The sequence below is a fragment of the Henriciella algicola genome, from assembly GCF_003576245.1.
Classification (GTDB): domain Bacteria; phylum Pseudomonadota; class Alphaproteobacteria; order Caulobacterales; family Hyphomonadaceae; genus Henriciella; species Henriciella algicola.
This window is the reverse complement of the sequence record NZ_QWGA01000008.1, coordinates 332,116-345,367: the sequence shown is the minus strand read 5'-3', so window position 1 is coordinate 345,367 and position 13,252 is coordinate 332,116. Positions and strand designations below refer to the sequence as shown.

Below are 13,252 nucleotides of genomic sequence, written 5' to 3'. Positions count from 1 at the left end.
GTCTAATCGAGCCGGAGCGGCGCAAAGCTATCGGCCTGCGCCATGCCCCATTCACGCGCGAGATGCGTGTCCTCGGCGCCGGAGATCAGCACCCCCGGCTCCAGCAGATTGTAGGCACGGTGTGCCGGCTGGGCGACGTCCTGTGTGACCTTGTGCATGATGTGGCGCGGCGTCAGCTCGCCCGGATGCTCACACCCGGCCGCGCCCACGACCTCCATCAGCGCCTTGATCGTGTTGCGGTGGAAATTGTAGACGCGCTCTGCCTTTTCCGGGATGACGAGACCACGCTGGCGGCCCTTGTCCGTCGTCGCGATACCGGTCGGGCAAGTATTGTTGTGGCAGTTGAGCGACTGGATACAGCCCAGCGAGAACATGAAACCGCGCGCCGTATTGATCCAGTCCGCACCGAGCGCCATCGACGCGGCCATGGAGAAAGCCGAGATCTGCTTGCCACTGGCGGCGACGCGGACATGTTGTTTGAGGTCGCAGCCGACCAGCGCATTGCGGACAAGGACAAGCCCCTGACGGAGCGGTGCGCCAATATGGTCCATGAACTCTGCCGGGGCCGCGCCCGTGCCGCCTTCCGCGCCGTCGACAACGACGAAGTCCGGCATGATACCCGTCTGCCGCATCGCCTTGCAGAGCGCGAGCACTTCCCAGCGATTGCCGACGCAGAGCTTGATGCCCACCGGTTTGCCACCCGAAAGCTCACGTAGCTGGGCAATGAAATCCATCATCTCTTTGGGCGTGGAGAATGCCGTGTGAGCCGCAGGCGAATAGCAGGTCTCACCGATCGGGATGCCGCGGGCCTCGGCAATCTCTGCGGTGACCTTATTGCCCGGCAGGACGCCGCCATGGCCGGGCTTTGCGCCCTGGCTGAGCTTGATCTCGATCATCTTGACCTGGTCATCCGCCGCCACATCGGCAAAGCGGGCCGGGTCAAAGCCGCCATCTTTCGCGCGGCAGCCGAAATAGCCTGAGCCGAGTTCCCAGACCAAGTCGCCGCCGCCCGCGCGGTGATATTTGGAAACGCCGCCCTCGCCGGTGTCGTGATAGAAGCCGCCCTTCGCCGCGCCACGGTTCAGCGCTTCGATGGCGTGTGCACCGAGCGACCCGAAACTCATGGCAGAGATATTCAGGACACTTGCTTCATACGGCTTGGCGGTGCCCGGCGCACCGACCTTCACGCGCGGATCTTTATTCTTTGGATGGCGCGCCGCGATGGAATGGGACAGCCACTCATAGGGCGGGTTGTCGATATCCAGCTGGCTGCCAAACGGCTCCACCGATGAGACATCCTTGGCCCGGCGATACACCATGGCGCGCTCTTCATGGTTGAAGGGCCGCCCCTCCGTGTCGCTTTCGACGATATAGGAGCGGAAGAAGGGGCGCAGCTCTTCCGCGATCCAGCGAATGCGGGCCGCGATCGGGAAATTTCGCCACAGCGTGTGGCGCGTCTGGAAGAAATCATAGAGGCCGAGCGCCGATAGCCCGCCCATCAGGATGACGCCGATCCAGAAGAATGAGCTGACCGGGATCATCGCGCAAAACAGCGCGAGCATGGAGAGCGAAGCGAAGAGCGGAAGAAAACGATACATGCCGGACGATCCCGTATCTGCGACGCGCAAGGAGCTAGCACGCCGTCATCCAAGATCAATCGGCGCCGACCCGGACCGCGCAAGCTGCACTATTCAGCCAAACCTACAGCTTCGGGCGGAACCTCGCTGCCCTGACCTTGTTTCCTGAATTGTAGATAGAACGTAATTCCATGCACGCGTATCCGGACCATTCACCTGTGCATGGATGATGGGCCGGAGCCTTATGGCTCCGGTCCATTTCATTTTGGTGGCAGGCAAAAAGGGCCTAGTAGCCGTTCAGCTTTGCGTAGCGATCGCGATGGAAGCTCGCAGAGCCCAGCAGCGCTTCCTGAACACGTGCCCGCTTCATGTAAAAGCCAGAGTCGTGATCGTCGGTCATGCCGATGCCGCCATGCAACTGAACCGTCTCGTTTGAAACCAGATGCACAGTCTCGCTGGCGCGGGCCTTGGCGAGGCTTGCCAGTTCAGCGATATCGTTGCGCTGGCTGTCGACGGCAGAAAGCGCCGCTGCGATGCAAGAGGTGGTCAGCTCCAGCTCAGTGAACATCTTTGCAGCGCGGTGCTGCAGCGCCTGGAAGGAGCCGATCAGCTGGCCGAACTGTTTGCGGGTCTGCATGTACTCATGCGTCATCTCGAATGCAGCGAGCGATGAGCCCAGCATCTCGGCGGCGAGCGCGATACGGCCGCGGTCGAGGACAGGCTCAAGAATGTCCATCCCCTTGTCGGCGGCGCCGAGCACGTGGCTGTCATCAACGTGGACGCCGTCTAGCGTCAGGTGAGCTGCACCATGGCTATCGACCGTGTTCAGTGCCTGTACCGTAAGGCCCTTCGCATCGCGCGGCACGAGGAACAGCGTCAGGCCGTGACTATCGCCTGCCTCACCAAAAGTGCGGGCGACGACGATGAACATGTCGGCATGATGGCCGTCCTGAACGTACTTCTTGGCACCGTTCAGCGTGTAGCCCTGCCCGTCACGTTCTGCTTCGGTGGCGACGCCCGCAGGATTGTGATGGCTTGTCTCATCGAGCGCCAGAGCGGTCGTCACTTCGCCAGCCGCGATCTTTGGCAGCCACTCTTTCTTCTGGGCTTCAGTACCGCCCATGAGGATGGCACTGGCGCCAATGCAAGCGGTCTGCAGCAGCGGGGTCGAGGCCAGTGTACGGCCTTGTGCTTCCATAACCTGGCCGAAAGCGGTCATGCTCATTTCAACGCCGTCATACTCTTCCGGGATCAGCACCCCGAAAAAGCCGAGCTCTGCGAGCTTCTGGCGCGCTTCGGGATCAACGCCGTTCTTGCCAGCGTCGCGAAGCGCACGCAGGTGCTTAACCGGCAGTTCGTCACGTGTGAAGTTCACTGCGGTATCGCGCAGCATCTCCTGGTCTTCAGTCAGAATGAAGGTCATCGGTCTCTTATCCTATACAGTCCTGCTCGGTGCTGGGCGCGGCAGATCCGCTCGCGCCATCCGAGTCATACATTTCCAGGTGGCCGTCAGCGCGGAAGATGACGCCGTCGCCATCCCGACCGCCTTTCAGCGCGTATTCGTTCACGCCGACAGCATTCAGGTCAAAAGTGTTCTGGTGCTCTTCAGCATCGGTGAAGACCAGCTTCTTTACGCCTGAACTTTCGCTCAGCGTCGTCGCGAAGATGTTCGCCTGTGCATCAGCGGCGGGATGCTTGAAGCACCAGCCTTTTGCGGCCGGGTCGGCTGTGGCGACTGGCGCGATGGCCAGCACCATGCCAGCGGCGATCAGAGCGCGCATTACTGGTGGTCCCGCAGGCCGAGGACGCGCTTGGAAACCACGTTGAGATTGATCTCGCTCGTGCCGCCCTCGATCGAGTTGCCCTTGGAGCGAAGCCAGCCACGGGTCACCATCTTGGCGCCGCGGTCAAAGCCTTCGCCTTCCCAGCCGAGCCCTTCAGTCCCGAGCGCTTCGACCATCAGTTCGTGCTTGTCCTGGTTCATCTTTGCCGCAGCGTATTTGATGATGGAGGCGGTATGGCCGACTTCCTGCCCAGCTTTAGCCTGTTGCTGGCTGCGCTGCACGGTCAGATTAAACGCCTTGGCATACATCTGGTGGTCCGCAATGCGGCCGCGCAGGTCACCGTCGAGAAGCTTTCCATCGCCATCCGTGCCGACGTGGATCTTTGCATATTCCTCAAGCTCCAACATGCCAGTGCCACGGGTCGAGCCGAAGCCGCTTGCCGAGATCGAGGAACGCTCATGCTGAAGCAGGCGCTTGGCGATCTTCCAGCCGCCATTCACCTCGCCGACCAGCTGGTCCTTGGGAACTTTCACGTCAGAGAAGAAAGTCTCACAGAAAGGCGACGAACCGGAGATCAACTTGATCGGACGGGTCTCAACGCCTTCGCTTTCCATGTCGAACAGGATGAAGCTGATCCCCTCATGCTTCACCGTATTGTCGGTGCGCACGAGGCAGAAAATCCAGTCGGCCTCATTCGCATAGGAGGTCCAGACTTTCTGACCGTTGATCAGATAGTGATCGCCCTTGTCCTCACACTTGGTCTGCAGACCTGCAAGGTCAGAGCCGGCGCCTGGCTCGGAATAGCCCTGACACCAACGCGTCCGGCCATGGACAATATCAGGCAGGAAGCGCTTCTTCTGCTCTTCATTGCCGAATTCAATGAGGGCCGGACCAAACATCCAGAGACCGAACGAAAAGAGCGGCGTACGTGCACCGATGCGTGCCATTTCCTGCTCAAGGATCTTGGCCTGCTCGCGGGTCAGACCGCCGCCGCCATATTCCTTTGGCCAGGTCGGGGCCGTCCAGCCTTCGTTGGCCATACGCTCAAGCCAGACCTTGGAGTCCGGGTTCTTGAACTTCTCACGGCGACCGCCCCAGACGACTTCGTCTTCCGGCATCGGCGTGCGCATGGATTCCGGGCAGTTTTCCTCGAGCCAGCCGCGAACTTTCTCGCGGAAGGCATCTGGATCGGATGGCGCGTCAAATGGCATTGTTTCGGCTCCCTCAAGCTATCCTGTCGTATCTGATAGTGACATAGCCGTTGCCGCGCTCTGCGTCACGACCCGACGCTGCGACAAGGCCGATCTGACGCATCGTCGAAGAATGACGCCAAATTCCTGCCTAGTAGAAGAACTCCTCGCGCACGATCTTGCCGTCCTTCACTGTGTAGAGAGCAATTTCCTGCATCTTCACACGCTCACCGGAGGCCTTGTTCGTCACATCAATGCTGAAAACGACGCCGAAACGGTCCTCACCATGCAGGTACGGACCAACAGCCTCAGTATCGTGGACGTCATGATTGTCTTCCCACCACGCCCATTTGCCCTTGATGGCCTCAATGCCGTGCGCCTCCGCGCTCCCGCCGGGCGGCGCGGCTGCCTCGACCGACACGCAATCGGCGGCATAGATCGTGTTGATCAGATCCTTGTAACTGCCATCATTATTTGCCGCGACGAGCGTCTCACCAACGGATCTCAATGAATCTTTGCTCATTTCCATCTCTCATGTTCTCACTTTGTTCTAGACCCGAAACGAAATTCCGGCAAGCACAAACTGGATAGGAGCTAGAAGCGCCCGAGGAGGCTGTGTTCCGGGCCGGTCTCAAAACCTGCAAGGTTGAACAAATGCACGACCATCAGGAATATGCCGAGGACGCAGAACACCATGATGAAGCCCCATGGCAGCTTGTTCGGCCGTCCGTCCCGGCGCGGTTTTCCGAGGCGCAGGTTTGAGTAGACGATGACGGCGCCAAAAAGGGCGATGAGCCCGATGGATACGATCCAGTCCAGCATGAAAGTCCCAAGGGTTTATGCCGAAGGGATATGGGGCGTCTTCGCCCAGTAGAAAGGCCGCAGGACAAGCCCGATTACTGCTTTTGCCGCCGCCACTGTCATAAGCGGCCAGTAGAATGGCCGCGTGACGATTGCGATGACGCGTGACACCGTCCACTTTCCGGGGGCCAGACAGTCTGCAACGACGCAGCCCGTCATCCCGGCCATGAACAGGCCGAAGTCCACCGGTGTGTAGTTGAATAGGGATGGAAACAGCGTCCCTAGCAAAATCATCAGAACCATCGGCCCATAGAGGAACGCGCTTACGATCGCGCCGCCCAGCGTAAGTTGAAGGCTCACCCAGCGGAGCAGCCCAAGTTCGAGCATTAGGGTGACAGGCGTGCGCATGCAGACGAGCCAGGTCTGGACGAAGCCCTTGATCCATCGGCTGCGCTGGCTGGTCCAGATGGGCAGCGATTCAGGTGCGGTCTCTTCCGTTCCGGAACGGATCGTTGCGGTCCGCCCACCGAGGCGTGCGATCCGTATCCCGAGATCCGCATCTTCTGTCACGTTCCATGCATCCCAACCGCCAAACGCGATGAGATCGTGGCGGCGGAAATGGTTGCTCGTTCCGCCCAGCATGACCGGCAGTCCGAGACTTGCCAGTGCGGGAACATGCAGGCCGAACTGTACGGCATATTCAAGCGTCCATTGGGCCTGCAGCCAGCCATCGGCGCCATTGCTGGCAATAAGCGGCGCCTGCACGCAGCGCACACCGTCGCCCCGCTGTGAGAATGCGGCATATGCTTCGCGCAGCTGATCGGGGTGCGGGCGGTCTTCAGCGTCGAGGACCGTAATGAATTCGCCCAAGGCTGCGGCGAGGCCATAATTCAATGCGCGCGGTTTCGTCATCGGCTCACCGGGCGGGATGGTGACGCAGACCGTTCCGACGGGGAAATCCGCGTCCATCGCCGCTTCATAGGTCGACACGTCATCCTCCTCGATCAGCAGAAGGATATCGAGGCGCTCTGCTGGCCAGTTGATAGCTTTCAGACTGGCCGCCAGCTGCTCCATCATGTTCCGCTCATGACGAAGCGCGATCAGGACCGAATAGATCGGCAACTCATCATCTGGAATATCCGTGAGCGGAGGCTGCCGCGCCCCCGCAACCCGCTCTAGCGCGCCCACAACTGTCAGGGCCAGCCGCCAGACGACCGTCAGCGAGAAGAGCAACCAGAATACAACTTTCGCGGCCACCCCCAGGAGGACGGGCCACAGCAGGAGCATGATGATCACCAACGTCAGGAACGCGCCGAAGATTTCCCACTGCCATCTGGTCAGGCGCTCACGGGCGCTGAGGATGGGCGGAAGGGCCTGCGAGAAGGCAAGCGCCTCCAGAAGCCGCGGCGCGCCAGCCGCCGGCTTGGGTTCGCCCGGATCCAACCAGACGACATTGTCTTCCTGTCCCCCCACTCGCATGGGCGGATAGAAGCAATATGATTGCTTAATTCAAGGTTGCGGCTGTTCAATCAGTCAAGACGCGGGCGAGTGCGTGACCGCTTTGCCACGCTGCCTCGATACGCGGCGCAATTCGCCAGTCGCCGATTACACCGATGCGCTGCCTCTCATCCCAGCCGAAGGAGCTGGCGGCAGGTGTCTCTGTTTTCGCATAGAGCCAGCGATGGGCAGCAGCGAACAAAGGCGTATCTGCGCCCGTCATCTCACAGAAGAGACGGCTGAGCTCAGCAGCGACATCGTCCTTGGCCATGTCGACATTTGCCCGGGTCCATTCTGGCGTGGCGTGAAGGACGAAGGTTTCTTCATCTCCTCTCCCCGGTTTGGAGCTGTTGCGAACCGCAAGTCCCAGAGGCGAGCCTGCGACCTCGGCGACGTCCCATCCTGTCTCTAGAGGCCTATCGAAAACCAGCATCGCCGCCCAGCACGGCGCGGTCTCCGATGCAGCAGCGTCACTGGCAAGTTCGGCGTTCGTCTCAGCCAGAAGATCTTTTGCCTGCTCAGCGGGAACGGCGAGAATGACTGCATCGAACGGCCCCTGCCATCTGGACGGATCAAATTGTACGTATCGCCCATCCTCGCGGATCGAGAGCGCAGTCGCCCGCTCTCCCCAGCGCACCTCGTGGCCTTCCGCCATCGCCTTGACGAGTGAATTCATCGACGGCGCGCCGACATACCAGTCATCGTCTGATTGGAGCGCCGCTGCAGTCCAGAACCCGTCCGTCTTCGAGAGGGAAACACGCCTCGGCATCCACTTTGCGACGTGGCCGCGCTTTTCGAGGTCGTTTACCAGTCTGCGAAAACCCTCGTCGCGCGCGGTGAAGAACTGCGCACCATGATCGAAGCGGACCTCTCCGATTGGAGACGCGGCACGCCTGGTCGACAGACGCCCGCCTGCGCCCCTCCCCTTATCAAAGAGGACGACCTCGCGGCCTGCGGCCTTCAGACTTGCGGCTGCGCTGAGGCCTGCGACACCTGCACCGATGATTGCTATCGTCATTGCGACTTCTCCTGCTCCCGCCAAAGACCTAGTTTACCGGCGAGGAAGGCAAGGTTCATGTCAGACAGAAAACGCACCTCCAACAAAATGGTCCGCAAGAGCGACCTTCCGCAGAAGACGTGTCCGGTCTGCCAGCGCCCCTTTTCGTGGCGCAAGAAGTGGGAATCGGTCTGGGACGAGGTGATTTACTGTTCCAAACGATGCCGCGGCGAAGCCAAAAAGGGCTGACGCAAGCCTGTTTATCGAAAAACAGTAATTTTTATCCCCCTGAATCATATACAGATTTTAAGAAATCGCATTGTTTTTCGATAATTGCTTATTGAAAAGCAATAATTTCGTTGCTAGATCAATCTCGTCGGCGGCACAGAGACAAACCCGCCCCGGCAGACAACCAACCAACCGGCACAAGAAGACCGGAAACTTGCAACGAAGGAGTTATATCAGATGCAACCGCTCGCCTCCCAGACCCGCCAACCCCGTCTGGAACAGACTGCGACCAGAACCGGCATGACGCCGGTGCTCGCAGGCACCGCCGGACGCGTGTCCGGAAAGGCCGCTAACGACAATGCTGGAAATTGGAAGCCTACTCTTCTGGTCCAGCGTCGCCGCCGCCAGAACAGGCTTGCCGGACGCGTCTGATCAAGCTTCAGGCAACCCCGGCAGGAACTCTCACTCTCATCGCGCCCCTCCTGTCGGGGCCCTGAAAACTGACCGCCCTGCCCCGCCCGGCAGGGCGGTTCTACATTTAGGCACGAAGAAATTTTGGCCTTATCCAGCCGATCATCCTGAAGTGAACCGGGATGAAAGCTTCGTCCTCTTCGGACTCGAAAAGTACAGCCGTGCCAGTTGGCAGTTTCTCGCCAAGCTTGCGGGCAGCAGCGTCATCGCACGTTCCAGCCTTTTGAAGGATCGACAGCGCCGTCTCGTGCATGCCCGGATTATGCCCCACCACAAGAAGTGTAGAGACCTTCGGTGCCGCCAGAGAAACCTGGTCCATAATGGTCGGCACGCTGGCGAGATAAAGCGCGTCTGAAAGCGTCGCCTCGCAGCCCGGAAAAAAGTCGTGCAGATGGCGCCATGTCTCCCGCGTGCGCCGGGCGGTTGAGACAAGCGCTGCGTCCGGCACCCAGCCTCTCGCCTTCAGCTCATCGCCAATCGCTTCGGCATCCTTGTGCCCGCGAGCCACAAGCTTGCGGTCCCGGTCCGAAACGCCCTCATTCCAGAGCTCGGTCTTGGCATGGCGAAGCAGGATAAGACGTTTCATGCGTGCTCGACGGCCAGCTTGGCCTTAGTAAAATTAAAGACCGAAATCAGCACCCTGAACTTGTCCTCCAGCCCGTCGACGCCAATTTGTGTGGCGAAGATATAGCAATCAACGGAGAATGCCATGAGCCTTCTGCTAGGTGATACAGCACCCGATTTCGACGCCGAAACGACCGAAGGCAATATCAGCTTCCACGACTGGATCGGGGATGACTGGGTTGTCTTCTTCTCCCACCCGGCAGACTTCACCCCGGTCTGCACGACGGAGATCGGCTATACGGCTAAGCTGAAAGACAAGCTGGCTGCGCGCGGCGCAAAGGCGATCGTCATTTCTGCAGACAGCCTTGAGGATCACAAGGAGTGGATCAAGGATGTCGAGGAAACCCAGGGCGCGAAAGTGGAATTTCCCCTTATCGCCGACCCGGACAGGAAGATCGCGACGCTGTACAACATGATCCATCCGAATGCGGATGCGAAAGTGACGGTGCGCGCTGTCTATGTGATCGACCCGAAGAAGAAGATCCGCGCCTCGATCATCTATCCGCCTAGCGCCGGTCGTAACTTTGATGAGATCCTGCGCCTGATCGACTCGCTTCAGCTCACCGACGGCTACAAGGTCGCAACGCCAGTGAACTGGCAGGATGGTGAAGACGTGATCATTGTGCCGAGCGTGTCCAATGAGGACGCCGACAAGATGTTCCCGAAGGGTTACAAGACGATCAAGCCCTATCTGCGCACCACGGCGCAGCCGAACAAGTAAACCGGACCTGGGCTGGCCGTGATGCCGTCAGCCGAATGATCGGCTAAACATTCTGATCAATTTCTGACTCGGGCTGAGGCGGCGACGCTTCAGCCCGAATTTACGTCGGACGCGATCAGGCGCATCATAGACCGCCCTGATGGTCTGCAGACGCTTCAAGGCGCCCTGTGCGCGCGGCGTTGATTTCGCTTTCTGTCGGATAGCTAACTCCCTCTCTCGCACCCCAAGCCTAACACATCAGCACGCGCTGACCAAAACGGCGCCCCGTCGGCCGTGACAGAAAACCTTCACGTCTCAGACGTAAATCTGTCGAAGAATCGCGTCATACGCGAATCATGGCGGCCCTCGACTTCATTCAATCCCTATCCCGCGCGGGCGGAATCTCGCCCAATGATGACCGCGCCAACGGTGCTGAGGGCGCATCGCGAGGGCATGCCTGGGTGATTGATGGGGCAACCGGGGTCAGCGACCAGACCTATGTCAGTACTGAAGGCAGCGATGCCGCTTGGCTGGCTGCCCAGCTCGACACGCATTTCGCTGAATTGCCCCAGACGTCCGAGCCGATCCGCGTCGCCCTTCGGCGCATCATCGGACGGGTGCGCGACGACTACCTGCTGCAGGCATCCCCCTCCACCGTGCCTGACTTCGCCATTCCGTCCGCCGCCGCGCTCTATTGCGGCTGGGAACAGAGCGGCCACCGCGTCCATATCCGCTTTTCCGGCCTTGGCGATTGCAGCGCGATCGTGCGCGAGGCGACCGGACTGCTTCACATTATCGGCGACCTCTCCAGCGGCGGCGATGCGCATATGCTGGACCGCTTTGCTGCCTTTCACGGCGATGAAAGCGAGACAGCTCAAGACGAGCTGCGCGCCTTCCTGCAGCAACAGCGTAGCCGCATGAACAAGCCCGATGGCTATTGGGTTTTCTCGATTGCGCCAGAGGCGGCAAGCCACATTACCGAATGCACGCTGTGCCTGCGCAGCCCTGCGGACCTGTTGATGATGACAGACGGCTTTGCGCGGCTGATCGACCACTTCCACGCCTATACGCCCGAAAGGCTGCTCGACGCAGCGCTCCAGCGCGGGCTCGATCCGCTCTATGAAGAATTGCGTGCGCTCGAGGCAGGCGACCCGGACCGCACGGCCGCGCCGCGCGTGAAGCAGGAAGACGATGCGAGCGCCGTGCTGGTGCGTCTGGAAGCTTCAGACGCACCTTCAGGCGAAGTGGCCTAGGCCGGCATCTTGATCTTGCCGTTCACGAGATCGGAGTAATCCGTGACAAGCGCCTCGGTGACGCTGCCCGGCTTGTATTTCACATCGCCAATCTGGCGAACCGGCGTGATCTCGGCGGCGGTGCCCGTGATGAAGCATTCGGAGAAATTCTTCAGCTCATCCGGCATGATGGTCCGCTCAACGATCTCGATCTGGCGCGCCTTGGCCAGCTTGATCGCCGTCTGGCGCGTAATGCCATTCAGAAAGCAGTCAGGCGTTGGCGTGTGCAGCGCGCCGTCCTGCAGGAAGAAGATGTTCGCGCCCGTCGCCTCTGCCACATGGCCGCGATAGTCGAGCATCAGCGCATCGGCGAACCCGTCTTTCTCTGCGGCGTGCTTGGACAGGGTGCAGATCATGTAAAGACCAGCCGCTTTGGCTTCGCATGGGGCTGTCTTCGGGTCCGGGCGGCGCCACTGGGCATGCGTCATCGCAATGCCCTTCATCTTGTCGGCAAAATAGTCGCCCCAGTGCCAGACAGCGATCGCGACGTGGATCTTGTTGTTCTGGGCCGAGACGCCCATCATCTCTGAGCCGCGCCACGCAAAGGCGCGCACATAGGCATTCTCAAGACCGGATTTCGCCAGCGTCTCGTGCTTGGCTTTCTCGATCTCATCGACCGTGTAAGGAAGCTCAAAGCCGAGGATGTTGGCGGACCGGTGAAGACGTTCAGTGTGCCGGCGCGATTCGAAGATATGGCCGCCATAGGCACGCTCACCCTCGAATACGGACGACGCATAGTGTAGGCCGTGGGTCAGGACATGAATCGTCGTCTCACGCCACGGTACGAATTCGCCGTCCATCCAGATGTATCCATCGCGGTCGTGATACGGTGTGGAGGCGTCGGCCATTATTTCTTGTCCTTGCTTGAACTTATACTCGAAAGAGGCTCCATTCTCAGACTGTGGCATCCGAAGTCAACCAGAAGACAGGCGAAAGCGCTCGTGTCGATCCGCGGCTTTTTCTCAGGGAGGAAGAGCTCGATAGCGGTATTGCACTCCTGCTCGCCAGTGAGCGCATTATCAGCGACATCACGCGCAAGGCGCAGCGCCAGACAGGCCTCAACGCATCAGGGCTGCGGCTTCTCATGACGATCCGCTTTGAACCTGGCCTGACAGTGACGGAACTGCGCGACAAGATGGGCGCGACAACGCCGACAATTGCGCGGCTTCTGGGGGAGCTCGACAAGAAGAACCTTGTCGTAAAAACACAAGGTGGCCGCGATGCCCGGCGCCGCCGGCTGACCCTGTCTGCTGAGGGCGAACAGATGCTGCGTCCGCTTGTGGACAAGTTGCGCTCTGCCCTGCGCGAAGCATACCGCGACGCTGGCGCCAACGCCGTATCCGGCACCCGCGCCGTTCTGGAGGCCCTGACCCAATGAGTGAGGCCCAACACATTCTCGTCGTCGATGACGACAACCGCATTCGCGACCTTCTGAAGAAGTACCTCACCCGCAACAGCTTCCGGGTCACCGCTGCCGCCGACGCTGCGAGCGCACGCAAGCTGATGACGACGTTCGACTTCGATCTCGCCATTCTCGACATCATGATGCCGGGGGAGACAGGACTAGAGCTGCTGGCGAGCCTCCGCAGCTCTGGCAAGCGCGTCCCGGTCCTGCTGCTAACGGCGAAAGGAGAGACAGGCGACCGGATCGAAGGGCTGAAAGCTGGCGCGGACGACTATCTCTCCAAGCCGTTTGAACCTGAAGAACTACTCCTTCGCATCAGCGCCATCCTGCGGCGCACCCATGTCGAGCCGCCGCCTGAGGAAATCGAGATGTCGGGCCTCGTCTTCAATGCAAAGCACCAGGAGCTGACTTCCGGTGCCCGGCGTGTCCGCCTCACTGAGGCAGAGCTGCAGCTTCTCTCCATGCTCGCCGCCAAAGCGGGCGAACCGGTCAGCCGCGAGGAGCTGGCGTCGAAGTCACCCAACAGCACCGAGCGCTCAATCGACGTCCAGGTGACACGCCTTCGCCGCAAGATCGAACCTGACCCTCGCCAGCCAATCCACATCCAGACTGTTCGCGGCATTGGCTACCGCCTGATGCCTGACTGACCGGCTTACATGTGCCGCTTTGCCAATTGCCCGCCCGCC

The 13,252-nt window shown here is 60.2% G+C and carries 17 protein-coding genes; 6 read left to right on the top strand and 11 right to left on the bottom strand.

Features of this window, described 5'->3' with window-relative positions; genetic code table 11:
- Nucleotides 1-2 precede the first annotated feature (2 nt).
- The 8 genes from D1222_RS14595 to D1222_RS14560 form a co-directional block, all read right to left on the bottom strand.
- Nucleotides 3-1,598: an FMN-binding glutamate synthase family protein gene (locus D1222_RS14595; RefSeq protein ID WP_119454993.1), complete on the bottom strand. Its 1,596-nt coding sequence runs from the start codon at nucleotides 1,596-1,598 to the stop codon at nucleotides 3-5.
- A gap of 265 nt (nucleotides 1,599-1,863) precedes the next feature.
- Nucleotides 1,864-3,000, bottom strand: coding sequence for an acyl-CoA dehydrogenase family protein (locus D1222_RS14590; RefSeq protein WP_119454992.1), 1,137 nt, complete (start codon nucleotides 2,998-3,000; stop codon nucleotides 1,864-1,866).
- Between the two features lie 7 nt (nucleotides 3,001-3,007).
- Nucleotides 3,008-3,358 (bottom strand): hypothetical protein, encoded by a 351-nt coding sequence (locus D1222_RS14585; protein WP_119454991.1) that lies wholly within the window; start codon nucleotides 3,356-3,358, stop codon nucleotides 3,008-3,010.
- Entirely contained in the window at nucleotides 3,358-4,572 is a 1,215-nt protein-coding gene (locus tag D1222_RS14580) for an acyl-CoA dehydrogenase family protein (protein WP_119454990.1), read from the bottom strand. Before D1222_RS14580 ends, D1222_RS14585 begins: the two co-directional genes overlap by 1 nt.
- Nucleotides 4,573-4,702: 130 nt before the next feature.
- The gene (locus D1222_RS14575) at nucleotides 4,703-5,074 is read right to left on the bottom strand and encodes a SnoaL-like domain-containing protein (RefSeq protein WP_119455188.1); all 372 of its coding nucleotides are present in this window, start codon (nucleotides 5,072-5,074) and stop codon (nucleotides 4,703-4,705) included.
- 71 nt (nucleotides 5,075-5,145) lie between these two features.
- Nucleotides 5,146-5,373 carry a hypothetical protein gene (locus tag D1222_RS14570; RefSeq protein ID WP_119454989.1) on the bottom strand — a complete coding sequence of 76 codons (228 nt, stop codon included), beginning with the start codon at nucleotides 5,371-5,373 and terminating at the stop codon, nucleotides 5,146-5,148.
- 15 nt (nucleotides 5,374-5,388) lie between these two features.
- Nucleotides 5,389-6,831: a glycosyltransferase family 2 protein gene (locus tag D1222_RS14565; RefSeq protein WP_119454988.1), complete on the bottom strand. Its 1,443-nt coding sequence runs from the start codon at nucleotides 6,829-6,831 to the stop codon at nucleotides 5,389-5,391.
- A 46-nt stretch (nucleotides 6,832-6,877) separates the two neighbouring features.
- Nucleotides 6,878-7,867 carry an NAD(P)/FAD-dependent oxidoreductase gene (locus tag D1222_RS14560; protein WP_119454987.1) on the bottom strand — a complete coding sequence of 330 codons (990 nt, stop codon included), beginning with the start codon at nucleotides 7,865-7,867 and terminating at the stop codon, nucleotides 6,878-6,880.
- A gap of 87 nt (nucleotides 7,868-7,954) precedes the next feature.
- On the opposite strand from D1222_RS14560, the gene D1222_RS15925 reads away from it, so the two are divergent.
- Complete coding sequence (locus tag D1222_RS15925) at nucleotides 7,955-8,095, top strand: DUF2256 domain-containing protein (RefSeq protein ID WP_119455187.1); 141 nt, start codon at nucleotides 7,955-7,957, stop codon at nucleotides 8,093-8,095.
- A gap of 216 nt (nucleotides 8,096-8,311) precedes the next feature.
- Complete coding sequence (locus D1222_RS15670) at nucleotides 8,312-8,506, top strand: hypothetical protein (RefSeq protein ID WP_147371892.1); 195 nt, start codon at nucleotides 8,312-8,314, stop codon at nucleotides 8,504-8,506.
- 106 nt (nucleotides 8,507-8,612) lie between these two features.
- On the opposite strand, the gene D1222_RS14550 is transcribed toward D1222_RS15670, so the two are convergent.
- Together D1222_RS14550 and D1222_RS15920 are read right to left on the bottom strand one after the other, a co-directional pair.
- Nucleotides 8,613-9,131: a SixA phosphatase family protein gene (locus tag D1222_RS14550; RefSeq protein ID WP_119454986.1), complete on the bottom strand. Its 519-nt coding sequence runs from the start codon at nucleotides 9,129-9,131 to the stop codon at nucleotides 8,613-8,615.
- On the bottom strand, nucleotides 9,128-9,256 hold the full coding sequence (locus D1222_RS15920; RefSeq protein WP_267896094.1) for a hypothetical protein: 129 nt from the start codon (nucleotides 9,254-9,256) through the stop codon (nucleotides 9,128-9,130). Before D1222_RS15920 ends, D1222_RS14550 begins: the two co-directional genes overlap by 4 nt.
- On the opposite strand from D1222_RS15920, the gene D1222_RS14545 reads away from it, so the two are divergent.
- Entirely contained in the window at nucleotides 9,255-9,890 is a 636-nt protein-coding gene (locus D1222_RS14545) for a peroxiredoxin (RefSeq protein WP_119454985.1), read from the top strand. The genes D1222_RS15920 and D1222_RS14545 overlap by 2 nt on opposite strands.
- 335 nt (nucleotides 9,891-10,225) lie before the next feature.
- Nucleotides 10,226-11,122 (top strand): protein phosphatase 2C domain-containing protein, encoded by an 897-nt coding sequence (locus tag D1222_RS14540; protein ID WP_119454984.1) that lies wholly within the window; start codon nucleotides 10,226-10,228, stop codon nucleotides 11,120-11,122.
- Here D1222_RS14540 and D1222_RS14535 read toward each other — a convergent pair.
- Nucleotides 11,119-12,009: a branched-chain amino acid aminotransferase gene (locus D1222_RS14535; RefSeq protein ID WP_119454983.1), complete on the bottom strand. Its 891-nt coding sequence runs from the start codon at nucleotides 12,007-12,009 to the stop codon at nucleotides 11,119-11,121. The genes D1222_RS14540 and D1222_RS14535 overlap by 4 nt on opposite strands.
- 53 nt (nucleotides 12,010-12,062) lie before the next feature.
- Here D1222_RS14535 and D1222_RS14530 point away from each other — a divergent pair, with 53 nt between their 5' ends.
- Nucleotides 12,063-12,539 (top strand): MarR family winged helix-turn-helix transcriptional regulator, encoded by a 477-nt coding sequence (locus tag D1222_RS14530; protein WP_119454982.1) that lies wholly within the window; start codon nucleotides 12,063-12,065, stop codon nucleotides 12,537-12,539.
- Nucleotides 12,536-13,213 (top strand): response regulator, encoded by a 678-nt coding sequence (locus D1222_RS14525; RefSeq protein ID WP_119454981.1) that lies wholly within the window; start codon nucleotides 12,536-12,538, stop codon nucleotides 13,211-13,213. Before D1222_RS14530 ends, D1222_RS14525 begins: the two co-directional genes overlap by 4 nt.
- Nucleotides 13,214-13,252 lie beyond the last annotated feature (39 nt).

Excerpts from the sequence above, each read along its gene's own strand:
- D1222_RS14595 (WP_119454993.1), bottom strand. The coding sequence starts at position 1,598 with ATGTATCGTTTTCTTCCGCTCTTCGCTTCGCTCTCCATGCTCGCGCTG.
- D1222_RS14590 (WP_119454992.1), bottom strand. The coding sequence starts at position 3,000 with ATGACCTTCATTCTGACTGAAGACCAGGAGATGCTGCGCGATACCGCA.
- D1222_RS14585 (WP_119454991.1), bottom strand. The coding sequence starts at position 3,358 with ATGCGCGCTCTGATCGCCGCTGGCATGGTGCTGGCCATCGCGCCAGTC.
- D1222_RS14580 (WP_119454990.1), bottom strand. The coding sequence starts at position 4,572 with ATGCCATTTGACGCGCCATCCGATCCAGATGCCTTCCGCGAGAAAGTT.
- D1222_RS14575 (WP_119455188.1), bottom strand. The coding sequence starts at position 5,074 with ATGAGCAAAGATTCATTGAGATCCGTTGGTGAGACGCTCGTCGCGGCA.
- D1222_RS14570 (WP_119454989.1), bottom strand. The coding sequence starts at position 5,373 with ATGCTGGACTGGATCGTATCCATCGGGCTCATCGCCCTTTTTGGCGCC.
- D1222_RS14565 (WP_119454988.1), bottom strand. The coding sequence starts at position 6,831 with ATGCGAGTGGGGGGACAGGAAGACAATGTCGTCTGGTTGGATCCGGGC.
- D1222_RS14560 (WP_119454987.1), bottom strand. The coding sequence starts at position 7,867 with ATGACGATAGCAATCATCGGTGCAGGTGTCGCAGGCCTCAGCGCAGCC.
- D1222_RS15925 (WP_119455187.1), top strand. The coding sequence starts at position 7,955 with ATGGTCCGCAAGAGCGACCTTCCGCAGAAGACGTGTCCGGTCTGCCAG.
- D1222_RS15670 (WP_147371892.1), top strand. The coding sequence starts at position 8,312 with ATGCAACCGCTCGCCTCCCAGACCCGCCAACCCCGTCTGGAACAGACT.
- D1222_RS14550 (WP_119454986.1), bottom strand. The coding sequence starts at position 9,131 with ATGAAACGTCTTATCCTGCTTCGCCATGCCAAGACCGAGCTCTGGAAT.
- D1222_RS14545 (WP_119454985.1), top strand. The coding sequence starts at position 9,255 with ATGAGCCTTCTGCTAGGTGATACAGCACCCGATTTCGACGCCGAAACG.
- D1222_RS15920 (WP_267896094.1), bottom strand. The coding sequence starts at position 9,256 with ATGGCATTCTCCGTTGATTGCTATATCTTCGCCACACAAATTGGCGTC.
- D1222_RS14540 (WP_119454984.1), top strand. The coding sequence starts at position 10,226 with ATGGCGGCCCTCGACTTCATTCAATCCCTATCCCGCGCGGGCGGAATC.
- D1222_RS14535 (WP_119454983.1), bottom strand. The coding sequence starts at position 12,009 with ATGGCCGACGCCTCCACACCGTATCACGACCGCGATGGATACATCTGG.
- D1222_RS14525 (WP_119454981.1), top strand. The coding sequence starts at position 12,536 with ATGAGTGAGGCCCAACACATTCTCGTCGTCGATGACGACAACCGCATT.